Raw genomic sequence first — 24,389 nt, forward strand, 5'->3', positions numbered from 1 at the left:
GGAGTTGTACCGCTTCTGCTTTGGATGGAGAGGTGAGGGATTAGCGACGCTTGCGTCCCCAGCGCTTGTAGTACTCGATGTTCTTATCCTCGCGCTTCTTCTTCGCCTCGTCGGGCTTGACCTTGCGCAGGGCATCGGGCTTGCTGCCCAGAGGTGACTGCGTGCGGATGTCCCAGCGCTCTTCGGAGGTGAAGCCCTTCTTGATGGAGATCTCCTGCGGGTAGTAATAGACCTCCTCGGGGGCACGATCAGGGTAGTCTCCAGGTGTGAAGGCGGCATTGTCGTCCGTATCGACGATGAGTCGGACGAAGTACTCACCAGGCTTCAGGTCGTGGAAGGAGACTTGGCAGGACTCTACGGGCGTCTTTGCTTCGGGGAGACTATCGGCCTTAGCGGCTTGAGGAGCTTGCTTAGAGAGTAGCTCGGCGAGCACCTTGTCGCCTTCGGGGGATGGAGCTGTGGGCTGTGCTTTCTGCGTCGTGTCCACCTTGACCTCATGTCCATAGAACTGCTGGAGGACAGCCTCGCTCTTGTCTATGAGTTGGACGAGGGCGTGAGAGCGGATACCCTGCAGGGTGATGGTGAGCTGACCGAACTCGTCCTCCTTCTGTATCTGCTGCGTGAAGGCGACAGAGTCGCAGGCAGCACCATAGATATCGCGTACGGCAGCCGAATCAATGCGCGCCCGATAGCTCTTGCCATAGGCTCGTGGGAAGCGGAGCGTATAGCGTAGGTGATCCAGTGAGTCCTGCACGATGGTGAAGTCCTGAGGCTTGTAGAGTGAATCCTCCTGTATCTCCAGGCGAATCGCAGAGGAGGGGAGGGTTGCAAGGGGACGTGAAGCCGTCACATAGAGGCTGTCACTTGGGGTGCCAGCAAAAGCCCCCGAAGCTCCGGTGAGGGTGATCTGTAGAGGAGACTTCTCTGCTTCGTGCGTCTTGTCGTGTTTCTTAGCTCGTACCTGAGGCTTGATGAAGACGAGCGTGTCGGTCTTCTCTTGCAGGCGGAGTAGTGAGTCGGTCTTCTCGTAGGTGAGAGCGAAGCGCACTGAGTCGCGCGCAAGAAGCACCTTGTCTCGTAGCCATAGGTCGACGACCTTGCCTTTAGCCGTAGCCCAGTAGAGGGATTCGGCTGGTGCGGTTGGCTTGTCCAGCGAGCGGAGGCGAGGGAGCTTCTTGGGCTCAGCGAGGAATTCCAGTCGGCAGATCAAGCTATCGGGACGGCTGTGGCGCTCGAGGCCATACTGCTGCACCTTCGCTACCGAATAGCGTAGGGCGATGTCGCGAGGGAAGTAGTAGGTGAAGGGATAGGTGACGAGTGAGTCGCGGTGAAGCGTGTCACGGCGCACGATGGAGTCGATGCGTATCGTGTCGGTACGCATGCTATCACGTAGCGTCGTCTGGAAGCTCTCGCGAGAGAAGGCAAGACCTTCACTGCGGTCGCTGTACTGATAGTTGGCATCGTTGTCCTTCGTCGCAAAGACCTTGTAGGTGCTGTTGGGGAGTCCACGCATAGTGAAGAATCCCAGCTTATTGGTCTTACTGACAAAGGGGAAGGGACGCTTACGGAGCGTGCTATCGTTGATATCTGTGGCGGGATAAGCCCCTACGATGAGCCCTTCGACAGGCTCGAAGGTCAAGGCATCAATGACCCGACCCGCCAGCTGCATCGAGTCGATCTGCCCACCTGTGGAGATGAGGTAGCTGAAGCCCTCGAGTGGGTTGTCCTCGTTGTTGTCTACGATGACATCATCGAAGTAGAAGCTGTAGGTCGTATTGGGGCGCAGGGTATCGGAGAGTACGATGGAGACGTGGCGCCCGTTGGCTGTGATACGTGCCGCCTCACGCTGGGGAGGGGATACGATGATCTTGTCCGTCTGGCTCGAGAGCTTGACGTTCTCATCGAAGGTCAGGGTGAAGTGGCGCGTATTGACCCCCGTAGCCTTCACTGCTGGTGAGGCCTGTAGGAGACGAGGTGGCTCCGTGTCAAAGGGGCCACCTTCGGGTGTACCTTGGTTCGCACAGCCCCATAGCAGGAGGGATCCTGCCAGGAAGCTGAGCGCAAAGTGCATCGTTCTATTTGGATTCATCCAATAGTAGCTGATTACATATGTGAGACGAGCGGGACACTATCGGTGAACCCCAATAGCGGGGGCTAAGCATTACGCTTGCCCTTGCTCGTCATGATCTTGAGGACCTTGAGGTCGGTCTGGGCCATGCCATCACGACCAAGGTCTGCGAGGTTGCGGATGCAGACGTCGATATCATCGTCTACGATACCTTCGGTAGCGGTGACGACGTGTCCCTGCATAGAGAGCATAGCGGAGATGAGTGCAGAGCTCACGCCCGTCGAAGCCTTGAGGCTACAGCTAGGCTTAGCACCGTCACAGATCATCCCCGAGACGTTGCCGATCATATTCTTCACAGCTCCGATAGACTGCTCCTTCGTACCACCCATGAGGTAGGTGATAGCACAGGCGGAGCCAATCCCTGAGACGACCATCCCGCAGAGGCAGGAGAGGCGCCCCAAGAGCTGCTTGATGTAGACGACGAGGAGGCTACTGAGCATGATCGCCCGAGTGGTGACCTCACGACTTGCGCCCTGCTCTTCGGCGAAGGTCAGGACTGGGAGCATCGAGGAGATCCCCTGATTGCCGCTACCCGAGTTGCTCATCACCGTGATGGGAGCACCGTCCATACGGGCGTCGCAGGCAGAGCTGGTATAGGCCAGCATCTGCGTAAGGGGCGTATTGCCGAGATAGCGACGTCCCATATCGCTATTGATGAGCTTACCGAGGCTATGCCCATAGCTGTGAGTGAAGGAGTACTCGCTGGCACGCTTGTTCTGCAGTGCAGCCTCGTAGATGAAGTCCAGCTCCTCCAGCGGTCCATACAGAGCGTACTCATAGACGAGGTCGAAGTTCAAGGCGATCGTCTCCTCTTCGTCCTTAGTCTCCGGACACTTCGTGCAGGGCGTATCGGCGGTGCGTGGCACGAAGCGGTCTTCACCATCATAGGTGAGTGCTGTGAGGCCTGTATGAGTAGCCTGGATGATAGCAGTCGATAGATGCCCCTCCGTATCGGTCAGTAGGACTTCGACGTAGAGGCGGTCGACGTTGTCACCTTCCTTCAGCCCGATCTGGATGCAGCCGCTTGCTACAAGCTTCTGGGCCTTGTGAAGCTCCTCATCAGTGAAGGTGTCGAGGAGCTCCAGCTGCTTCTCGGGTGCTGCTAAGATGGCACCGAGAGCGATCGCGATGGGGATGCCGAAGGTCCCCGTGCCGGGGATCCCGACGCCCATAGCGTTCTTGAGCATATTGCCGCTGAGCAGGACTTCTATTGAGCGGGGTTCAGCGGTCGTCTGTGCCGCAGCATAGGCTACGGCGAGGGCTACGGCTGCCGGTTCGGTACAGCCTGTAGCGGGTACGACTTCACGGTGCATGAGAGCAGTGATCTGCCGTATCTGTGTGGGTGTAAGCATGGGTTTCTGATGGTCTAAGGTAAGTAGTGTAGTAGGGGAGTGTGTTATTTACGCTGAGTGCGAAGGATCGTAGTGAGCTTGGCGTCCTTGGTCTTGAGGTCTGGATAGCCTCCGTTCATCGCAGGCTCCCAAGCACCATAGTTGGGGTTGGGTAGGACGATGAAGCGCTTGCCGAATTCAGCAGCGAAGCGTGAGACGCCCTGATCACGCACGGCCTCGTCACGTACATCAAATAAGTGGTCGAAGTCACCGAGGTTGTCACCGAGGAGCATCAGGATGTTGTGTGTCTTGAGCACCTCATTGCGACGGGAGCTCTTGTCGGAGGACTTGTCCTTGAACATAAAGTGGCTATCCTCTACCTGTGGGAAGCCCAGATCACGGAGGTTCTTCTTCGTACCAGTACGATTGACCTCATCGCGGTTGGAGATGTAGTAGATGTCTACACCGAGTGCATCGGCCTTGCGGAAGAACTCGACAGCACCCTGCAGGGCTATAGCATCAGCCTGATCACACCAGCGATCCCACGAAGGCTGAGAGTAGTCCTCGCCCTTGAGTGCTTGGTAGACGGAGTTCGCCGTGTTGTCAACGATGGTCTCATCGATGTCGGTGACGATAGCCCAGCGCTTTTCACCTGCGGCCAACGGCTTTTGAGTGGCTGCAAGAAGGCGCTCCGTAGCGACATTGTAGGCCTGCTGGCAGAGTGCCTTGTACTCGGCAGAGCGCTGGATCCAGGCTGCCGTGAAGAGCTTACCACCGAGGGTAGGGCTCATCGCATAAGCTACCTTCCCACTTGGAGAGTAGGTCGTACTCTGCTCTTTGTTTGAGCCAATAGCGATGACGCAGCTCGAGAGGAGCGTGAGTGATAGTGCGGTAGAAGCTCCGAGAGTGAGGAGTTTATTGGTATTCATTATCGTTGTGGGGTTAGGATTCCTTGTTGGTTTGTGTGTGCTTGAGGTAGCAGGTACGGCATAGCGGGCTGTACTCCTTGGCTTCGCCGAGCATGACCTGCTGCTCACCAGAGACAAGGCGGTAGGAGTAGTTCGCCCAGCTCCCACAGCCCACGCAGATCGCGTGGATCTTGTCTACCGAGTCAGCTATAGCACAGAGCTGCGCCATAGGGCCGAAAGGCTGGCGACGGAAGTCCATATCCAGTCCAGCGAGGATGATGCGGATCCCCTGGTCTGCCAGCTGCTCGACGACCTCGGGGAGGTGCTCATCGAAGAACTGTGCCTCGTCGATGCCGATGACATCGACGTCCGAAGCTAAGAGGAGAAGGTTCGACGAATTATCTATCGGCGTAGAGGCGATAGCATTGCGGTCGTGGGAGACGACCTCGGTCTCATCGTAGCGGGTGTCTACCGAGGGCTTGAAGATCTCTACGCGTAGCCCTGCGATCTTGGCGCGGCGCAGGCGACGAAGGAGCTCCTCTGTCTTACCGCTGAACATTGAGCCGCAGATCACCTCGATGCTACCGCGTACACGAGCCTGACCCGTCTCAAATGGATTAAGCATTACTTGTCCTCCGTCTTATTATAGCGTGCGGTGAGGCGTCGTGCCCCGCCTTCGATCTCCTCTATAGTAACGCGTACCGTGTCGGCTGGTAGGATATCCTCCATGACCTCTGGCCACTCAATGAAGCAGAGTGCGCCGCTCTGGAGGTAGTCTTCGGCTCCGAGGTTCAGCGCATCATTGAGCTTCTCCAGGCGATAGCAGTCAAAGTGGTAGATGAGTTCTCCCGAGGGTTCAGCGCGATATTCATTGATAATAGAGAAGGTCGGGCTATTGATGACATCCTGCACGCCGAGGGCTTCGCAGAGGGTCTTGATGAAGGTCGTCTTGCCCGTCCCCATCGGGGCATAGAAGGCAAAGATATCCCCCCAGGGGAGGACCTCCTCGATGAACTGGCGCGCTACGGGCTCCAGCGTGTCGGGAGAGGCTAAGAGGTAGGTGGTCTCAGTGTCCATTCGCTTGTCTTGATTGTGCCAGAGCCTATGTGTGCCCCAGCATATACTCACCCGCAAATTTAAGATATTCGGTGCATAGTCTATATACCTACATATAGAGGCTGCCCCTACACTTCTGTGGAGAAGGTAGGGGCAGCCTCTAAATCGTGTCGCACTCGGGACGTCTTGTCCTCGGGCGATAGGGGTGGGATTAGAAGGTAAACTTCATCCCGAAGTAGCCTGAGCGAGGGATTGTGGGGCCGTAGATATAGCCGCTGTCACGGTCTGGACCGAAGTCGTAGTCGCTCTGGAAGGCGTTGAAGAGGTTATTGATACCGCAGTAGAGCTGGACGTTGCTCTTGGAGAAGAGACGCAGATCATAGGTGATCTTAGCGCCGAGATCAAAGAAGCTCTTGGTCTTGACCAGCTCGTTCCACTCGACATCGACCTCCTTCTGTGCGCCATCTTCGAGGATAGCAGCACCCGTAGCATCTACGAGAGGAAGCTTATAACCTTCCTTGCGAAGACCAGTAGCGATAGCCGTGCGGTCGGTGACTGCGGAGTTCTGCCCCCACTTGACTACGTGAGGTACGTACATTGAGCCCGTGAAGGTACCTGTGAGAGCAATGTTCAGTGGGCGGATCGGGTTGATGCCGATCGTGAAGTAGCCGTAGGTAGAGGGCGTGCGAGTGATCTCCTTAGAGGTCATCGAGATGGTCTGAGGCTCATTGTCTACAGCGACGTTGTCGAAGTCAGAGCCGTCAGCCTTAGGCACGAAGGACTCGTAGTAGGCAGCATCGTGGTCACCCTGGACCTTTTGACGTACGCCCCATTCCTGGTTGACGTCGTACTTGTTGCTGGTGAGCGTGAGGCCGGCCTGGAGGGAGAGCCAGCGATAGGCGATCTTACCCTCGAGGTTCAGCCCGAGGACCTTGGCGCCCGAGGAGACCTGCTGACCATTGTCATCGATCCCGTAGTTGTGGCGCGTGTAGTAGGAGATACCGTTCTCAGACTTGTCCTTATAGTTCGTGAAGACGTCAAGCAGACGGGTATAGAAGCCTTCGACGAGGACGTTGACCTGTGCACCACCGAGGGTGAAGTACATGTCGTTGCTCAGGCTGAAGGAGTGGGAGATCTCAGGACGAAGGTCCTCAGCATTGGTCACGCGCTGTGCCTCACCACCGACGACCCCGACGTGAAGGTCTTCGTCAAAGACCTGAGGTGCACGGAAGCCCTTGGCATAGGTAGCGCGGATGTTGATATTCTTCGTGGGGTTGTAGCGCAGGGTAGCGCGGGGGCTGAAGATAGCCTTCTTGACGGCGGAGTTCTCATCGAGACGCGTGCCGAGCAAGACGCTCCAGCGGTCGTTCTTCCATTCGATCTGGGCGAACTGGCTGGCGTTGCGGATGACCTGACGCAGGGCAGGGGAGAGGGAGATGGGGTTAGCGCTGAGGTCGAAGCCATCGCTGACGGTCTTCTCGGTCTCCCATTCTCTCAGAGGCATCTTGTCCTCGAGGCGGTCATAGCTGTATTCAGCGCCAGCGAGGAGCTGAGCAGGCATGAAGATGAAGTGGTCGAAGTCATAGGTGTACTGTGCACCACCGACCCACGTCATCCCACGGGTGATACCGAAGTTCTTCCCGTAGTCAGAGGTGTGGATGGGGCGACCGATAGAGCCTGCCTTCACTGCCTTGCCCTCATCTGTCGTCTCGTTGCCATCCTTATCAATGTACTTGTCGCCTGCCTTGTTGCGGAGCTTCGTCTCACCGATACCACCGTAGTAGCTGTTACGGGTGACGTGCTGAGCGGAGCCGTAGAGCTGGAAGTGGTGCTTGTAGTCTTCGCTGTAGCCGTCGAACTTCAGGTTCCCGCTATATACGGAGTGGCGAATGGACTCAGCTACACCGGCTACCTGCTCGGGCCAGTCGATGTGGTCACCACCGCGACGGGCTTCGCTGAAGGTATGGACTTCGCCGGTCAGACGCGTGTAGTCCGTGGGGCGGAGGTAGCCACGGAAGCCGAGCGAGCGGGAGTCAAGACGACCAAGCTCGCTGTAGCCATCGCCATTGACATCGTGCTCCTTGCGGTAGCGAGCCTGTGCGAAGACCATAGCTCCAGCACGGTTGTCGTCGCTGACGAGTGAGCCGTTGAAGCTCAGGTTATTGTCCAGATCCTTGAAGCCCGAGAAGCCAAGGCTCTCATTGAAAGAGAAGCTATTGCGCTGAGGCTCCTTGGTGATGATGTTGATCACCCCTGCGATAGCAGACGAGCCGAAGAGGGCAGAGCCACCGCCACGTACGACCTCAACACGCTCAATCATGTTCGTGGGGATCTGCTCCAGACCATAGACCCCTGCCAGTGCACTCATGATGGGACGGCTGTCGATGAGGATCTGTGAGTAGCGCCCGTCGAGGCCATTGATACGTACTTGATTGAAGCCGCAGTTCTGGCAGTTATTCTCGACACGCACACCTGGCTGGAAGATCAGCCCTTGGGCGAGGTTAGTAGCATTGGTGCTCTCGAAGAGCTTGGTGTCAAGCACGGTGACGAGCGTCGGAGCGAGACGGCGTAGGGTAGCCTGACGGTTGGAGGAGACGACGACCTCATCGATACGGATGTTGTCTGGCTCTGCATCGAAGTTCACTTCGACGACCTTATCAGGGATGATCTCCACGGTGCGCTCTTGGCTGAGATAACCGAGACCGCGCATGACGAGTGTCACGCTCTTCTGCTTGAGGTTCTTGAGGAAGTAGTGCCCTGTGGCATCGGTAGCCGTACCGAAGGTCGTACCCTTGATAGCGATGGTGACACCTGAGAGATGTTCGCCAGTCTTCGCATCTGTGACGTGCCCAATAATGTTGGCATCAGTCGGCCGCTCTTGTGCTGCCAGCTCACTGCTGAGACCGATGGCCGAGACCAGAAGGATCTGCAGTGAGAGCATGAGGGCGTAAAGCTTACGCATGGTTATTACTATGATTTATAGTGAGTAAAGTTGCTATATCGCATGGGCAAAAATACGCCATTCATATCCCCCTTCTCTTACTCCTCTGCAAAATACATAGATGTAGGTATAGGGTAGAGGTAAGTGCCTCTATTATATATCTTATAATGGGTGCTGGAGCATTGATTAATCATATCACGTCGAGGTGCATTTCCTCCATACTCAAGCTGCTTTTCCTTCATAGCTCTACGAGAAAAGTTATATCTACGTACGTGGATTTAAAATCTATGTACAGAGAACTTATCATCTATGCACGTAGACTTTAGGACTACCCACGTAGATAGCGGATTACAGCTACTGGTGCAGGTCTTCTTTTCTGCAGATCTGCGACTCTATCTGTATGCATATACAGCTGCTTACAATAGCTCTTTGATCTTATGGTGTGCATAGGATCGGGAGTGCTTTCGCTATGCTTCGTAGCATTTGCTGAAAAGAAAGCCCCCCTGCATGTGCCTTAAAAGGAGCATACAGGGGGGACTCTATCAAGATGGGCCCGCAGGGGGGGAGGGTGTCTCGGCTACCTATAGCGTGGGGGATGAAGTATCTTCGTTCTGAAGGTTCTTTGAGTAGGTCTTGTCCTTGCCTCGCGAGAAGTGATAGGCCACCCCAAGCAGGATCATATTCTTATTATCGTCTATCCACGTCTCACTACTCCATTGGACGAGGCGCTCTCCGAGCGTATAGTCATGATAATAGGCCGGCGTCCCGATGAATAGCATGGAGGCAGAGAACTTCCAATTCCCTAAGCGATAGGAGAGTGAAGCCGTATGCTCTGGCTCCATACGAGAGGCATAGCCCGAATCATAGCCATAGGCTGGGAGGGCGTACTTGTAGTAGAGCTGTAGCCCCTTATGCTGGGCAGTCAGCGAAAACTGACCATAGAGCGAGCCACGATCATAACTAATCTCTGATGAGCGAAGTCTACTATGCGCAGCTATAAGGTACGTATCTATAAGTAGGGTATTGTCCCCAAAGGGCTTGACGGCTACCTTCGCAGCCGCAGCAAGTTCGTCATCCCATGCTCCATTGATCGGAGCGAACGTGATCCCTGCCCCCTCACGCTTCATAGCCTGGATATGCGGGCGATGTGTGTGGCTATAGAGACCTACCAACTTAATATCAAAGATCCCCTTGGCATGCGAATACATAGCAGTCAGCTGGCGCATATGTGCATTCTCTAGCTGGGGATTACCTACCTCTGTGATATCACGAGTAGTTCGTCTGCGGTTGCTACTGAGTTGCTCCAGAGACGGTAGGATGGGCTTGTCGTCGTACATCAAGCGCAGGTCACTACCTCCACCGAGGGTATAGCCAAGTACGACCTTCGGAGTGAAGGCGAGAGTGCTATAGGAGCGATAGCTGGAGCGATTGTGCGTGTGGGTCAAGCCAAGGCTCAGTCGATACAAAAACCTCCCTTGAAGCCCCGAGATCTCACTGTAGCCATAGTGCTGCCATGTACGGCTGGTATAGTCGAGGATGCCGAAGTGATTGTCTACCTGTGAATGTAAGAAGGAGACCTCTCCCCTGTAGCCCGAACTGATGCGTAAGCGTCCCGTCTCTCGGGTGTGAGTAGCCTCCAGGATGAGGGAGCGCTTACTATTGTCGAGCTTCATGAAGTCCTCGTAGCTCGTGACCCCTGTAGCGACGCCCTGCTCTCGGGTCTTAGTGTCTCTCTTGGTGGAGAAGAGCGTCCCCACGAGGTTAAGGCTCAGTTCGTCCTTCTCCCCAAGCTTACGCCAATGGTAGAGGTCAAGCGAAGGATTGAACTGCTGGGTCCTATCCCTACCCGTGGTAGTCAGCTTCTCTCCAGCGACCCCGTCTGCGGTGTAGAGCCCCGATTCAATATTGTCAGAGAAGCGTCGCTCAGCTCTCGGCTGTAGGCGAGCCTCCCATAGATAGCGCTCATCCACTACATAGGCGTACTTGAGGGCGGGGCTGTGTGTCGTATAGCCGAAAGCATCATGGTCTGAGTAGGTGAGCTGTAGTGCCTGCTGATTGAGGTTATAGCTATACTGTGCAAGCGACTCTCGGTCACGATAGTCACGATAGTTCAGTGTGTACTCAAGGCTCAGCTTATGCCGTCCACTGATCAGGGAGGCATAGGCCTCATCATTTCCGAAGCCTGTAGTGAAGGCATGATTGAGCGAGCCACCTGCGATGTAGCCGTCGTCTAGTCCGGAGACGATGATATTGATCACACACTCCACAGCTCGATATCGAGCTGGGGGAATGTCGTAGACCTCTACTCGCTTGATCTTCTCTTTGGGCAGCATAAGTACATCCGTCTTTGTGGAGCGTATCCCATTGATCAGGAGCTGCACCTCTCCGCCCATAGCTCCCTTGAGGCGGTCGTTCATCACATCGAAGCTGACTGAGGGTAGGGTCTTGAGCAGGTCATAGCTGTGTAGGGCCTTTCGGACATCCTTCGGTGCAAAGGTGATCACCCTACGGTCGGCTCGCTGATGCGTAGCCTTAGCCTGTACCACCACATCCTCCAGCACCTGACTATCCTGCTGTAGCTGATCGAGAAGCTCCACCGTGAAGCCTTGGCTGGGCATCACTATACGAAGTCGTCGCTCCAGAGGCTTGTAGCCGAGGAAGCTAATACGTAGAAGATAGCGCCCGACCTTGACGTCACTAAAGAGATAGCCACCTTGCAGGTCTGTAGCCCCTCTGAGGACGAGCGTTGAGTCTCGCTCACTCACCAGCGTAACGGAGGCAAGAGCGATCGGCGCCTTAGTCTTCATATCCTCTACCTGCCCCCGCACCTCGATCTGAGCGAGGAGGTTAAGGGGGGCGAGCATGAGGAGGAGTGCTATCAGGCAGGACTTATTCATAGACGCTCTAAGCTAAAGTCCATGGGAACAAGCTTCTCTGCAGGGAAATCTATGAGGAAGAAGTCTATTGATCCAGCAAAGTAGTCATTAGCCTGTATTGGGTGTGTGATGACGATCTTATCGAGCATCTCACCCGTTATCTTGAGGAGTGCATCTGCTTGCTTCTTAGTTTGCACCATACGACCTGATATAAAGAGCTTGTAGTTAAGCCCTTCTGCATCGGAGATCGTTACGCCCTTCCGCTTGGCGCCCTTGATGGCGTTCGTCGCCAGGTCAAGTGCCAGCTTATCACTATCCTCCTTCTTGGGAACAATCGTAGAGACTGTGAGGTACTTCTCCATGGCATCGAGCCGAATATGCGTGCTGATATTACCAGTGAAGCCAGGATTCTTCTCTATAGCAGTTTCACGAAAGCGGTACGTACCACTTGGGAGATGTACCGTGAGGATATGGTGCTTGTAGGGGTCTATAGGGACACCCTTGAATGAAGCTGTCCCGCTAGCATTAGTCATCGTGACTGCGATGATGTCATTGGGCTTCTCTTGGAGGGAGAGGTAGACCGGTAGATAAGGGAAGCGCTGCTCGACTCCGGCCTTAGTCTTGCAGTACACGTTGCCGAGGTAAAAGAACTCCGTGGTTCGCTGAGCTTGCAGGGCAAAGCTCGAGAGTAGCATGCTCACGGCAATAAGTAGGGTCGTTAGTGATTTCATATTGATTTGAATTAAGATGGGTGGGGTATCTGTGTTCGTTCTTTGAAGCGATCCTTGGGTAGCTTCCCTGCGTTGGGTGGATGGTGATGCGTTTTCTCTTGGAGATGTTAAGCTCCTTATAGCACTTACGGATGGAATGCGCTATGCTTATTTCTGCAATAAAGTTAGATGTATTCAACTTATCGTCAAAATGTGACGGATGAAGCATGCTCGACTCCAACTAAGGTATGCGGTTGTGTGCCAGCTTTGGTGAGGAGTGGAGGGGGGTATTGTTGGGAAAAAGTAGAATACTTACCTTTGGTAGGCTTCTTCATCGGAGTCGCAGCTTTGTACCCCAGGATGTTGGGGTCGTTAGCCTACGTCTCTTGGGAAGATGGCCCTCCTAATACTACACAGGAGCCCTTTTTCATATAAGAGCTAAATCAATGAGCACTACCTGGCAAGAGCACATTGCTCGCCATACTACGACCGCCCTCGAAGCCGTGCGATCGGCAGTAAAGAGCGGGGACTTCTTGGTCTTTGGCCATGCTGTGGCAGCCCCCAGCAGCCTCTCCAAAGCCCTCTACGATGATCGCGAGCGCCTCACGGACGTGAAAGCCTTCCACATGCTGTACTTTGCCGAGCCTTGGCACCTCCGCCCAGAGATGGTGGGGCATGTACATCCCGTCCTTAACTTCCTTGACAAGAATAGCCGCCCCGCTTACCTGGATAAGCGTGTCGACTATCTCCCTTGTCACTTCCATGAACTCCCAGACTTCTTTAGGAATGGTATCTATCCTGTCGATGTCGCATTGATCTCGGTGAGCGAGCCCAATGAAGAGGGCTATTGCTCCTTCGGGGTATCGTGTGACTATACCAAGCCCGCCGCAGAGGCTGCGCGGATCGTCATCGCAGAGATCAATAAGCAGATGCCCTTCATCGGAGGGGACAACCTCATCCATGTGACGAAGCTGGACTATATCGTCCCCGTTGACCGCCCCTTGGTGGAGCTCCCTCTTGCTCCTATCGGGCCTGTCGAGCAGCGCATCGGTGAGCTGTGTGCCGAACTCATCCACGACGGAGATACGCTTCAGATCGGTATCGGGGCGATCCCCGATGCCGTACTTCAGAGCCTACGAGAGCGGAAAGATCTGGGCTTGCACACGGAGATGTTCACCGACGGCGTCATGCACATGATCAACTCTGGCAATGTGACGGGTGAGAAGAAGACCCTGCATCCACGTAAGGTCGTCAGCTCCATCATCATGGGTACGAAGGCACTTTATGACTTCGTCAATAAGAATGATATGATCGAGATGTACCCCGTCGATCATACGAATGACCCCTATATGGTCGGGCAGAATGACAACATGGTCTCTATCAACTCCTGCCTGGAGATAGACCTCTATGGGCAGGTAGCATCCGAAGCTATCGGACTCAACCAATATAGTGGCACGGGTGGGCAGGTCGACTACCTGCGTGGGGCAAAGCGCTCGCGTGGCGGTCGCTCCATCTTAGCCTTCACCTCTACGGCAAAGGATGGCACTTGCTCGCGCATTGTCCCAGTCTTGCCGTCGGGAGCCACCGTGACCTCAGGGCGCAATGAGGTAGACTACATCGCTACCGAATACGGCGTGGTGCGTCTCCGTGGTCTGACGCTTCGTGAGCGTGCCCTGGCCTTGACAAGCATCGCTCACCCCGACTTCCGCTCTGGGCTCATGGAGGTCATCCGTGAGCGCTTCGGCGAGTAGCAGCTTGATAAAGCAGGCTGAAGAATGCCTCTGGATAATATAGAAGAGAGCAAGGAACCTCCCTACGAAGGGTCTCCTTGCTCTCGCCCGCTTTAGGAAGTGTAGGGTGTTGCTACCCATGTTTTTAAAGGGAAGAGATCAAATTTGTGGTAAAATAGGTTTTCATATTATAAATGACTACATTTGTCTACCACATGAGGGAGCATCGTCGCCGGAAGCCTTACATCATAACCCTACAATACAGCGCGCTCCTACCAATCAATTGATCGCATGAGTATGAATAGAGTAATGCGTTTGTCAGATCATCAGGCCGACCGCTACTGGCGTGTAGAGACGCTGGGGGGGGACCTTATGACGAACTGGGGTAAGGTATCTACATCAGGGCGCTATGAGGTCAAGTCGTTTGCCGACGCAGCGGAGTGCGAAGAGCGCGCCCAGCAGTTGGTCGACGCAAAGCTAAAGGCAGGCTTCCAGGACTTCCCTGGCTTTGATCCGATGCAGTCCTTCTACTATGACGATGATGAGATGGGGCTACATCCCCTGACCAGCCACCCGACCTTCCGCAAGTACTTCGGCTCGGAGGTCTATTATTCCAGTATCCAAGATGCAGCACCCTTTGGAAATGATGAGGGGAGTGATGCCCTATGGGAGCTCAGTGACCTCCTACGTCGTCGACCAAAGGCAGACCTTACACATTACCCAGCCTCATTGATATCCAAGCTCTATCATCTACCCTTTTGCCCGCCTAAGGGAGAGACCTATGAGGAACTGGAAGCCCAGCGCAACCTCACTCTGGAGGGACGCCCACTGCTGGAGCAGCTCCGCCGTACGGATCGTGTCATCGTAGCGCTGGCTCTTGCGCAGGTGAAGATCACGGGTAGCCTCTCCAAGGCACTCTATGCTTTGGCACTACGCTCTCTCGATCGCCTCGTCAAGCTCAAGAGTCTCGGAGCACCTGTCCGCTGCTCAGTCGAGCTCCTCCTGCAAGAGCGTGATGATCTGGAGATCTATGCTCGTGAAGTCGGTCTTAATTAGTTGCTCATAATCGTTCATAAATAAAGAAGTCGCCCGCTTGGTCCTCATGCCAAGCGGGCGACTTCATTTGTATGGAAGCTACTTGTGATAGGTGAAGCGTAGTACAGTCTGCGTCGTATCTGAGAGTGCGAAGGTGCGGTCAGCCACATGACCGATGAGCCAGATGGGGGCTTCCTCTCGACATAACAAAAGGGCTTCACGGCGTGCGCGGTGAGAGAACTTCCCGTCAATGAGTATGCGTCTGAGGAGCTTCTTCCCCGACATACCGAAGGGGCGGAGGGTGTCGCCCTCACGCCGTGAGCGGATGGTAAGCCTTTGGGACTCTAACCTATCGTAGTCAAAGACTGCGACCTCTCGAGGTGTGCGGTAGCCACCCTTTAGAGCACTAAGGGAAAGGAGCTCCCAGTGTAGTTCTCCTCCGAAGGGAAGTGCGCACTGCCCGTCTTGGCTGATGTCAATGGATAGGGATACGGCTGCTCCCTCCTCACGTGAGAGTAGCTCCAGCAGCTGCACACCATGGATGAGCAGGTGGGTAGGGGAGTAGAACTTTGCTCCGGCCGTCCCCTCTGCGAGATGCTTACTGAGTTCCTCGACGAGGGAGCGCTGGAAGCCATAGGGGCGTAAGAGCTCGAAGAGAATGGTCGTTCGCTCGGGATGAGTGGCAAGGGGCTTATACTCCAAGCCATTGGGGGATAGTAGTTCGGCTCGGTAGCACTCGATCGTCTCCATATAGAGGGCCTCCGTCGAGCGCAGGTGCTCTATCGTGCGGTAGGTCGTCGCTCGAAAGGAAGGATTAAGCTCCTCAAAGAGGGGGATGAGCTGATGGCGAATCAGATTGCGCTTATAGCGGGTATCGCTATTTGAGCTATCCTCACGATAGCTTTGCCCAAGAGCGCTCAGATAGTCAAGTATAAGTGCACGGGGAGTTGCTTGTAGGGGGCGGATGATACCTTCTGCCTGCTTGATGAACGGCATACCACTGAGCCCACGGATGCCTGTACCCATAGAGAGGTTGAGTAGTAGGGTCTCTACTTGGTCATCTGCATTGTGGGCAACGGCTACGACCTTCCTGCCTTCACTACCTTCAGTAAAGGAGCAAAACCACTGGTAGCGTAGCTCACGTGCTGCCATCTCGATAGATATGCCCTTCTCCTCGGCATATCTTCGAGTATCGAAGCGCTTGATTTGCAAGGGAACGCTGAGCTTCGTGCATAGCTCCCGCACGAAGGCTTCATCGCATTCACTCTCTTCGCCACGTAGTGTGAAGTTGCAGTGGAGTGCTTCGAGTCTTTCGCCATAGTCTAAAGCAAGCATAGCCATCAGCAGAGCGACCGAGTCGGCCCCTCCGCTGATGGCTATGTATATACGCTGGGTGGCGCTATCTATGAGTCGATGCTCTTGGATGGTCGTGGCGACCTGAGCTTCGAGAAGAGAGCGCATCTCCCTTCTTAGTTGTGCTGGTGAGCTTCCTCTACGAGTTCAGGATCGACGAGGATACGACCGCAGTATTCGCAGACGATGATCTTCTTATGAAGCTTCAGATCTACCTGGCGCTGGGGTGGGATCTTGTTGAAGCAACCACCGCAAGCATCACGATCAATGGGCACGACAGCAAGACCATTGCGGGCTCCTTCACGGATACGAGTGAAGGCGTGGAGAAGACGCTCCTCGATACCTTCCTCCAGACGGATAGCTTCAGCACGGAGAGATTCTTCTTCCTGCTTTGTTTCTCCCTTGATACGTGCCAGCTCCTCCTGCTTAGCCTCCAGGTCTACACGGCGCTCACCGATAGTTTCCTTGAGAGTAGCGATACGCTCCTTGCGGTGCTGGATCTCGATCGTCCCTTCGGCGATACGCTTCTGAGAGAGTTCGATCTCAAGGCCTTGGAATTCGATTTCCTTGGAGAGGTTGTCGTACTCGCGGTTGTTCTTGACGTTGTTGAGCTGCTCCTTATATTCCTCGATGCGCTCTTCAGCCTTCTGGATCTTAGCCTTCTCTGTAGCTACAGCCTGCACCTGGCGCTTGTTGTCCTCTTCGAGGTGCTTGAGACGCGTCTCCATACCTTCGATCTCATCTTCGAGGTCCTGTACTTCAAGGGGGAGTTCACCACGGAGGGTCTTGATATGGTCGATCTTGGTGAAGGTCTCCTGTAGGCGACTCAGGGCGATGAGCTTGTCTGCTACCGTCCGGTCGGCAGAGCTAACGTTAGCTTCAGGGCTTGCTACTGTCGTGGCCACCTCTGGGGTAGCTACTTCTTTAGCCTTGGTTGACTTCTTGGTGGTCGTCTTCTTTGTCGTTGTTTCTTTCGCCATTATGGATGCTGTAACGCTTTTATAGGATTGGAGTCTAACTCGCTTTGATAGACCGCAAAGTTAGGCATTTTATCTGAGATGATCTGTGCGAAGAGCTGTGCCGCAATGCATTCGCTCTCGTAGTGCCCCACCGTACAGAGGATGGGAGCCCCTTCGCAGTCGAAGTAATCGTTGTACTTGGCTTCGCCTGTAATGAGGATATCGGCACCTGCTCGCTTGGCCTGCTTCCAGAGAAAGGCACCAGCTCCGCCACAGATAGCGACACGCTTGATGGCTGTCTTCTCCGTCACGCTGTAACGAAGCTGCTCGGTCTTGAAGTAGACTGCTACTCTGCGTAAGAAGCTATCTACGGGCTCTGCTTCGGGGAGCTCCCCGATGACGCCCGCACCGATACGTGGATGGACGTTCTGCAGTCGGGTGATGCTGTAGGCGGGCGTCTCATAAGGATGGCTGGCTAGCAAGGCTTGCTCCACCTGACGCTGTCGGTAGGCAGGGAAGGTGAGGCTTAGTCGCTCTTCAGGCTCTACATGCAGCTGCCCGATCTCGCCTACGAAGGGATGAGCTCCGTCAAGAGCACGGAACGTCCCTTGCCCAGAGCTGCGATAGCTACAGCTGTCGTATGCTCCGATCGTGCCTGCACCAGCAGTCCAAAGTGCTTCGGCCACTTGGTTCAGCTTCTTCGCTGGGACAAAGGTCACTAGCTCCATGAGTGTGTCGGACATGGGGGCTAGGGCTGTGACAGCCTGCAGTCCCAGCTCCTCGGCTAAGAGATAGTTAAGCCCGCCGTCCGCATTGTCAGCATTGGTGTGAGCAGCATAGATCGTGAGGTCGTGACGTATAGCCAGGCGTACGCAGCGCTCGATATAGCTGGAGGTGCCGACCTGCTTTAGCCCCTTGAAGAGGAGGGGGTGGTGGGCGATGATCATGTTGCACCCCTTGGCGATAGCCTCTTGGAGGACCGCCTCGGTGATGTCAACGCAGCAGAGTACGCCCGTAGCTATCTGCGAAGGGTCGCCGACCTGCAAGCCACAGTTGTCGTAGCTCTCTTGTAGTGCTGTAGGGAGCTTCTCAGTGAGGACTTCCCATACCTTATATATAGGTGTCATCAGTCGTGCTTAGCTTGTTTCTTTTTCTTACGTCGGTTCCTCTGCCCTGTGATGAGGACGATGACAGAGGCGAGGCCGAGGAAGAAGATGAATAGGTCTGTCCCCCACTTGCCGAGGAAAGGACGATAGAGGCGTCCGGCATGGAGCTCGAGAGCAGCTTGCCAGAGGGAGTAAGGCATTTCATTGAGTGCCTCAGGCTGGTGAACGAAGGGGAGCTCCTGTGCTCCTGTCTTGTGGTCAGAGGCTCTACGTACGGCACCTCGGTAGTGAAGGAAGACGTAGTCCTCACTGGGAGTGTCTCCTGCGAGAAGTCCCGAGATCATGTAGTCACTTATAGGAGGCCCCATCTTTACCTCACGGATGACTTCACCCGTGAAGTAGTTGCGTATAGGATCCTTCTGATCAGGGTAGACCTCAAAGAGCCCAGTAAAGGAGCCGATGAGCCAGCTTCCATCAGGGCGCTGGGCAAAGCCATTGACTCCCATCGGGCTGACCTCGGGCTGGAGCTCCCACTTTTCCGGCTTAGCCGCGAAGTCATGGAGCTTGAAGAACCCCTCGCTCGTCGAGAGCAGCCACCCTCCATTCTGGTGATCCTCACGAATACCACGCAGACGGTCGAACCAAGGGTTCTCGCTATAGAGTGTACTGAAAGTATTCGGACGCGCCTTTGTGAGGATGAAGGGAATCATCAGCGGAGGACGAAGCACCCATCCCGTGATGAAGACGAAGAGGAGGATATAGTAGAGGTGAAGGCCGATGACCTTATGCCACTTGAAGTGCATGGAGAGCTTGCGCGAGAGTTGTCGCTTCTTCTCGGTGGCTTCCTTGGTCCCGTGCTTGTTCTTCTTCGCCATCAGACGGTGGCTGAAGATAGTGTAGAAGATCCCCGTGATGGAGAGGAGTATGACGAAGAGCCCGATGATGTCAACGATGATTCGTCCCGTGAGGCCGAAGTACTCTCCACTGTGGAGCATCCACAGGATCTGGAAGAGTAGGATCTTCCCCGTATATCCATCGGGCTTCTTCAGCTCGTAGGTAGTCCAGCTGGGATCGCTAAGCGAACGGCGGTAGAGTAGGGAGCGGCTCAGGAGTAGTACGGAGTCGTCCGTGATCTGTAGATCAGCCAAGCGCCCACGTACAGAGCTCGGTAAGGGTTGCTCGATCCATCGGTCACGCTGAGGGGCGAGGCGATAGAGGCGATACTGCGAAGCGACCCATATCCCGCCCGTTGTATCTCGCGCCATAGACATGATCTTAGCTTCGTCGCCGCCACGGACAAAGCCCGCATGCAGTGGTCGTGCCTCACGTCGTAGGCTACTGTCGGTCACCCACACGCCTACGCTCCCATAGATATAAGCCAAGCTGTCGGCGCGGAGTACACCTCGTACAGCCCCATTATTCCACTTCTCGAACTTATAGTCGCTGGGGAGGACTGCACGGGGAATGTCTATGCTCTGTAGTAGGTCTCGGTGGTTGAGGATGATCCCAGAGAGGGCTGCCAAGAAGAGAAGAAAGCAGAGTGGGATCCCCAGATATTTGTGTATCTTCTTTGCCTTCATCCTATGCTCCTGAGTTTGCTATGCTACCCTGTCGTGCCTGAAGCATGCTTCGCACGGGGTTAGCGTACATGGTGAGTAGGCAGTGCCGTAGGAAGGTGCGGTCGGGAGCAAGTCCATCAGGGAGCTTGACCAGATCGATGCGGCTCTCGATATACTTGAGAGCCTTAGCTTCGTCCTCAGCACTATAGTCATAGAGGCTACGCTTACCTCCCTCGAGGGTATCGAGGGCGATGTAGTTGATGGGGTAGAGCTTGTAGTGGCTGTGGATCTCTGAGTCGATGAGCAGAGCGATGGCTTCGGGGGTGCTGTACTTCTCTGCCGTCTCGCCTCGTGAGGCGATCAGTTCATTGAGAGGACGGGCGATGTGGAAGGATACCTCACCCTTCCAGCCGAAGATCCCTGTACGCATATTGATGCCGTCGTCAGCTGGACTCTTCTTGAAGCCCTCGACGTCTCGCTTGAGCTGCATCTCCTGCGCCTTGAGGTAGTCGCAAGGGTCATACTCATAGCTGCAGGTCACGGGGACAATGTTCAGTGGCGCAAGGGCTTCAAGAGGCTGGCGGCTCTTTGCACCGAGGGCAAGCATCTTCAGCAGTGCGGGCTGCGTCTTGTCGGTGGAGTCCTTTGAGCGCCCTTCACGCTGTGCGATCCAAAGGCTCTTCCCTTCGGCGATGGCATCGTGCATGTACTCGGAGAGTAGGCGAGCAGCCAGCAGGACTTCGCGCCCTTGGAGGTTGCGTCGCACGAGGAAGCTCCCATTGAGCTTAACCAAGGTCTCGATCCAGGGATAGAGCATGAGGTTGTCGCCGATAGCGATCTCGGGGAACTTCGCCTCTATATCTGCTACAAGGACATTGAGGAAAGCTGAGTCGAGGATGATATCTCGGTGATTGGAGATATAGGTGTAGGTGCCATCCTTCGTGATGTGGTCGGTACCCGTGAGCTCGACGGAGCTACAGCACTTGCGCATGATGTGTTTGACCCAGTGGTAGCTCACTGCGCGCTTGAAGTCTTCGACGCTACGGCAGGTGCTGAGCGTCTTGACTAATGCATCCCACGACTGCTCGAGCTGTAGGCTCTCGTAGACGGCACGAAGGGGCTCGAGACTCGTCAGGTGCTGGATAGCCGTCTGCACCTCTTCGGGTGCCAGTGGACGGATGCTTTCGTATTTCTTGAGATCCATAGTGGATGGTGTGCTTGGTGAGGGTTAGGAGAGATGATCCTGGATAAGGTCGGTCAGCAGGTCCTGCATCGTCAGTCCTGCAGCCTTGACCTGCTGGGGGATGAAGCTCGTGGGGGTCATACCTGGGGTGGTATTGACCTCGAGGAGGGTTGGGCGTCCATCGGCTTCGATGATGTAGTCGACACGGATGATACCGCGGGCATCGATGTGCTGATAGATCTCACGGGTGAGCTCTTGTATCAGCGCCGTGAGCTCGGGGCTAATGCGTGCGGGGGTAATCTCCTCGACTGCGCCGTTGTACTTAGCCTCGAAGTCAAAGAAGCTATTCTTGGGCACGACTTCTGTCACGGGGAGAGCCGTGATGGTGTCGCCGATGCGGTAGCATCCGCAGGTCACCTCGGTGCCCGCAATGAAGCGCTCGAGGAGGACCTCGTCGCATTCGTCAAAGGCGAGGGTAACGGCCTTGTCCAGTGCCTCAAGGCTCTCAACCTTTGAGGTCGCTACGCTGGAGCCTCCAGCATTGGGCTTCGCAAAGAGAGGAAGGCCGAGGCGCTTGATAAGCTCTTCAGAGGAGGGGCGAGCACCATCGCGCAGTAGACGTACGGAGTCTGCTACACGCAGGTTCGGGTAGGTGGAGAGGTAGCGGTTGCAGTAGTATTTATTGAAGGTCAGTGCTTCGGTGAGCGTGCCACCCGTATTGTAGGGGACGCCGACGAGGTCAAGGTAACCCTGCAGGAGACCGTTTTCTCCGGGCGTTCCGTGCACGGTGATCAGGGCATAGTCAAGCTTGATATGCTCACCTCGGAGGGTAAAGCTGAAGTCGCACTTATCAACTAGGATAGGTTCCTTCGTCTCTTCGCCATCGGGGCGTACATACCATCCATCGCGCTCGATAACGATGAGGTGTGGGGTAAATCGGCTGCGATCAATCCACGAGAGAAGGCCTGCAGCACTGCGCAGAGATACGGCGTATTCGCCAGAGAAGCCACCAGCGATAACGGCGATATTATATCGTTCCATAGGGTGTATGGGTAACTTGGTCGTATATGAATGAATAATTATGCTAAGACAAAAATACAGCTTTCACAGCTGAAAACCCACCTCGTGGCGTGGTGACGTAGCTCTTCTCTGCTTAATGATGCTCTGGGTTTCTACGGGGAAGCAGTATGGCTTTAAGCATGCGTGAGGCTATAGGGATGAGTGATACGTATACCTTGTCTGGGCAAAACGTATACGTTTCATGCCCAAGACGTATACGTTTTAAGCTCGAAACGTATACGTTTTCACCGTAAGAAGTATACGTTTTGTCCGCGAAACGTATACGTTTCACTCGTGGAGGGTATACGTCTTACTCTAAATCGCTCGTAGATGGCGTTTTACTTCATGAGAAAGCCCCGACATACGTGCTGTATGTCGGGGCTATTAATTCAGGAGGAAATGCCTTAGCGGTAATCGGTGTAGAGAAGGTAGCGAGCTCGCTTGGCTTGGAAAGCCTTGAGGCCAGCTTGCCATGAGGCACGTATTTCCTCTTCGCTAAGACCAGAACTTAGCTGCTGTCGGAGCTTCTTTGTCCCAGCTAAGAGGTCGAAGAGTTGGCGCTGATTGATCAATTGAAGCCCCAGACTATCTGCCTTGCGATAGTAGTCCAGGAGCGGCCCGAGTGCGATCTGTCGCTTGGGTAGGCTGACCGAAGTATAGTCAGTGCCGTAGCAGAGCTTGCCCTTGTGCCGAGGGTTGCTGTCCTCGCCGAGCTTGATCTGAGGGGTATAGACGATGTTACCGAAGCGCTTGTCGGGGTAGCCGATAGCTTGGAAGGGCTTCGATGTGCCACGTCCCACACTCATGATAGTGGCCTCAAAGAAGCAGAGTGAAGGGTAGAGCTCGATGGAGCGACTATTGGGGAGGTTGGGGCTCGGGCGCACGGGCAGTTCGTAAGGATCGCCATGAGACCAGCCAGTCATAGGGATGACCTTCACGTGGCAGGTATTCCCTCCTCTTAGCCAGCGCTCCCCATCGATCATCAGAGCCAGCTCTCCGACGGTCATCCCATGGGCTACAGGCAGTGGATCTACTCCAATGAAGGAGCGACAATCTGGCTCCAGTATCGGCCCATCAATGAAGTCATTGGGGTTAGGGCGATCACAGACGACGAAGGTCTTCCCCTCTTCGGCGCACGCCTCCATGAGGTAGTGCATCGAGGAGATATAGGTATAGAAGCGCGTACCGACATCCTGCAGATCGAAAACGAGGAGGTCAATATCGGCGAGCATCTCGGGGGTCGGGCGCTTGCGCTGTCCGTAGAGGCTCACCACGGGAAGTCCCGTCTTCTCGTCCACGCCGCTACGTACATTCTTCCCTGCATCGACCTTACCACGAAGACCATGCTCAGGGACGAAGAGACGTACGATATTGATGCCTTGGGAGAGGAGGGTATCTACAAGATGTGTACCCGTACTGCCGACGAGCGAACTCTGATTGACCATCAGCGCGACGCGCTTACCCTGGAGAGTGGGGAGGAGGAGCTCCATGCGCTCAGCACCTACGGTGACGGGTGTGGGGAGCTTTTGTGCATGAGCAGAGGCTGCCCAAGAGAGGGCACCTACGAGGAGGAGAGCAAAGGTCTTCTTTGTCATCATCTATCCAGTGATCTTGACGCGGGTGGCACGGACCTCCGTTCCCGTGAAGATGGAGGCTAATTCTTCGAACTTCTCGGGGCACTCGGTCGTGCGGTAGGATATCTCACCACCTTGACTCAGACGATGCTCCATCTCGGGATGTCGGAGGAGGTAGTCTGCCAGCGAAGAGGCTACGAGTTCGCCCTGCGAGATGAGCTTGATGGACTCGGGCAGGGCTTCTCTGATCTTCGGACGAAGGAGCGGGTAGTGCGTGCAGCCTAAGATGATGGTATCGATCCTCGGGTCACGCTGCATAAGTTCGCTGGTGTACTTCTCTACGAAGTAGTCTGCACCAGGCGCATTGCTCTCTCCGTACTCGACCAGGGGTACCCACATGGGGCAGGCTTGCTCCTCTACGGTGACTTCGGGGAAGAGCTTCCCGATCTCGGTCGCATAAGAGTGTGAGGAGACGGTACCTGGTGTGGCTACGACACCTACATGACGACTCTTCGTGAAGCGAGAGATCGCCTCCACGGTGGGGCGGATGACACCGAGGACACGACGGGTAGGATCTTCGGAGTAGGGCAGGTAGTGCTGCTGGATCTCACGAAGTGCCTTGGCCGAAGCCGTGTTGCAAGCTAAGATGACCAGCGGACAGCCAGCGTCGAAGAGATACTTCACGGCCTGGAGCGTGAAGTCATTGATGACATCGAAGGAGCGTGTGCCGTAGGGCGATCGTGCATTGTCACCGAGGTAGATGTAGTCGTACTGAGGGAGCTGTCGGCAGATCTCAGAGAGTATGGTGAGCCCGCCGTAGCCCGAGTCAAAGACTCCGATAGGGGCGGGTGTCGTAGGATGAGACATATAGAGAGGTATCG

Annotated in this window: 18 protein-coding genes; 2 read left to right on the plus strand and 16 right to left on the minus strand. The window is 55.1% G+C overall.

What is annotated here, in order from left to right; all coding sequences use genetic code 11:
* Nucleotides 1-40 precede the first annotated feature (40 nt).
* The 8 genes from HMPREF1323_RS04895 to HMPREF1323_RS04930 form a co-directional block, all read right to left on the minus strand.
* Nucleotides 41-2,089 (minus strand): Ig-like domain-containing protein, encoded by a 2,049-nt coding sequence (locus tag HMPREF1323_RS04895; protein WP_156795203.1) that lies wholly within the window; start codon nucleotides 2,087-2,089, stop codon nucleotides 41-43.
* Nucleotides 2,090-2,154: 65 nt separating this feature from the next.
* On the minus strand, nucleotides 2,155-3,480 hold the full coding sequence (locus HMPREF1323_RS04900; protein ID WP_009432880.1) for an L-cysteine desulfidase family protein: 1,326 nt from the start codon (nucleotides 3,478-3,480) through the stop codon (nucleotides 2,155-2,157).
* A 44-nt stretch (nucleotides 3,481-3,524) separates the two neighbouring features.
* Nucleotides 3,525-4,388 carry a 5'-nucleotidase, lipoprotein e(P4) family gene (locus tag HMPREF1323_RS04905; RefSeq protein ID WP_009433016.1) on the minus strand — a complete coding sequence of 288 codons (864 nt, stop codon included), beginning with the start codon at nucleotides 4,386-4,388 and terminating at the stop codon, nucleotides 3,525-3,527.
* Between the two features lie 13 nt (nucleotides 4,389-4,401).
* Nucleotides 4,402-4,992 carry a thymidine kinase gene (locus tag HMPREF1323_RS04910; protein ID WP_009433191.1) on the minus strand — a complete coding sequence of 197 codons (591 nt, stop codon included), beginning with the start codon at nucleotides 4,990-4,992 and terminating at the stop codon, nucleotides 4,402-4,404.
* Nucleotides 4,992-5,444 (minus strand): tRNA (adenosine(37)-N6)-threonylcarbamoyltransferase complex ATPase subunit type 1 TsaE, encoded by a 453-nt coding sequence (gene tsaE / locus HMPREF1323_RS04915; protein ID WP_009433075.1) that lies wholly within the window; start codon nucleotides 5,442-5,444, stop codon nucleotides 4,992-4,994. Before tsaE ends, HMPREF1323_RS04910 begins: the two co-directional genes overlap by 1 nt.
* Nucleotides 5,445-5,634: 190 nt before the next feature.
* On the minus strand, nucleotides 5,635-8,385 hold the full coding sequence (locus tag HMPREF1323_RS04920; protein WP_044124048.1) for a TonB-dependent receptor: 2,751 nt from the start codon (nucleotides 8,383-8,385) through the stop codon (nucleotides 5,635-5,637).
* Between the two features lie 560 nt (nucleotides 8,386-8,945).
* Nucleotides 8,946-11,261 (minus strand): TonB-dependent receptor, encoded by a 2,316-nt coding sequence (locus HMPREF1323_RS04925; RefSeq protein ID WP_009433140.1) that lies wholly within the window; start codon nucleotides 11,259-11,261, stop codon nucleotides 8,946-8,948.
* Nucleotides 11,258-11,971, minus strand: a complete 714-nt coding sequence (locus HMPREF1323_RS04930; protein WP_009433037.1) for a hypothetical protein — start codon at nucleotides 11,969-11,971, stop codon at nucleotides 11,258-11,260. The genes HMPREF1323_RS04925 and HMPREF1323_RS04930 overlap by 4 nt, the downstream gene beginning before the upstream one ends.
* Nucleotides 11,972-12,396: 425 nt before the next feature.
* Between HMPREF1323_RS04930 and HMPREF1323_RS04935 the strand changes: the two genes are divergently transcribed.
* Complete coding sequence (locus HMPREF1323_RS04935; RefSeq protein WP_009751906.1) at nucleotides 12,397-13,701, plus strand: acetyl-CoA hydrolase/transferase family protein; 1,305 nt, start codon at nucleotides 12,397-12,399, stop codon at nucleotides 13,699-13,701.
* Between the two features lie 288 nt (nucleotides 13,702-13,989).
* Nucleotides 13,990-14,736: a WGR domain-containing protein gene (locus tag HMPREF1323_RS04940; RefSeq protein WP_188807462.1), complete on the plus strand. Its 747-nt coding sequence runs from the start codon at nucleotides 13,990-13,992 to the stop codon at nucleotides 14,734-14,736.
* A 78-nt stretch (nucleotides 14,737-14,814) separates the two neighbouring features.
* Here the strand turns inward: HMPREF1323_RS04940 and tilS are convergent, their stop codons facing one another.
* The 8 genes from tilS to murI form a co-directional block, all read right to left on the minus strand.
* The gene (gene tilS / locus HMPREF1323_RS04945; protein WP_009432885.1) at nucleotides 14,815-16,176 is read right to left on the minus strand and encodes a tRNA lysidine(34) synthetase TilS; all 1,362 of its coding nucleotides are present in this window, start codon (nucleotides 16,174-16,176) and stop codon (nucleotides 14,815-14,817) included.
* An 8-nt stretch (nucleotides 16,177-16,184) separates the two neighbouring features.
* Complete coding sequence (locus HMPREF1323_RS04950) at nucleotides 16,185-17,048, minus strand: zinc ribbon domain-containing protein (protein WP_009432994.1); 864 nt, start codon at nucleotides 17,046-17,048, stop codon at nucleotides 16,185-16,187.
* Nucleotides 17,048-18,154, minus strand: coding sequence for a Nif3-like dinuclear metal center hexameric protein (locus HMPREF1323_RS04955; RefSeq protein ID WP_009432972.1), 1,107 nt, complete (start codon nucleotides 18,152-18,154; stop codon nucleotides 17,048-17,050). Before HMPREF1323_RS04955 ends, HMPREF1323_RS04950 begins: the two co-directional genes overlap by 1 nt.
* Nucleotides 18,154-19,713 (minus strand): PepSY-associated TM helix domain-containing protein, encoded by a 1,560-nt coding sequence (locus tag HMPREF1323_RS04960; RefSeq protein WP_009433197.1) that lies wholly within the window; start codon nucleotides 19,711-19,713, stop codon nucleotides 18,154-18,156. Before HMPREF1323_RS04960 ends, HMPREF1323_RS04955 begins: the two co-directional genes overlap by 1 nt.
* A 1-nt stretch (nucleotide 19,714) precedes the next feature.
* On the minus strand, nucleotides 19,715-20,896 hold the full coding sequence (locus HMPREF1323_RS04965; protein WP_009433043.1) for a 1-acyl-sn-glycerol-3-phosphate acyltransferase: 1,182 nt from the start codon (nucleotides 20,894-20,896) through the stop codon (nucleotides 19,715-19,717).
* A 24-nt stretch (nucleotides 20,897-20,920) separates the two neighbouring features.
* Nucleotides 20,921-21,916 (minus strand): D-alanine--D-alanine ligase, encoded by a 996-nt coding sequence (locus tag HMPREF1323_RS04970; RefSeq protein ID WP_009432942.1) that lies wholly within the window; start codon nucleotides 21,914-21,916, stop codon nucleotides 20,921-20,923.
* A 422-nt stretch (nucleotides 21,917-22,338) separates the two neighbouring features.
* Entirely contained in the window at nucleotides 22,339-23,532 is a 1,194-nt protein-coding gene (locus HMPREF1323_RS04975; protein WP_009751920.1) for an exo-beta-N-acetylmuramidase NamZ family protein, read from the minus strand.
* Nucleotides 23,533-24,375, minus strand: a complete 843-nt coding sequence (murI, locus tag HMPREF1323_RS04980; RefSeq protein WP_009433070.1) for a glutamate racemase — start codon at nucleotides 24,373-24,375, stop codon at nucleotides 23,533-23,535.
* Between the last annotated feature and the right edge of the window lie 14 nt (nucleotides 24,376-24,389).

It is taken from the genome of Porphyromonas sp. oral taxon 279 str. F0450 (assembly GCF_000292995.1).
GTDB classification, from domain to species: domain Bacteria; phylum Bacteroidota; class Bacteroidia; order Bacteroidales; family Porphyromonadaceae; genus Porphyromonas; species Porphyromonas pasteri.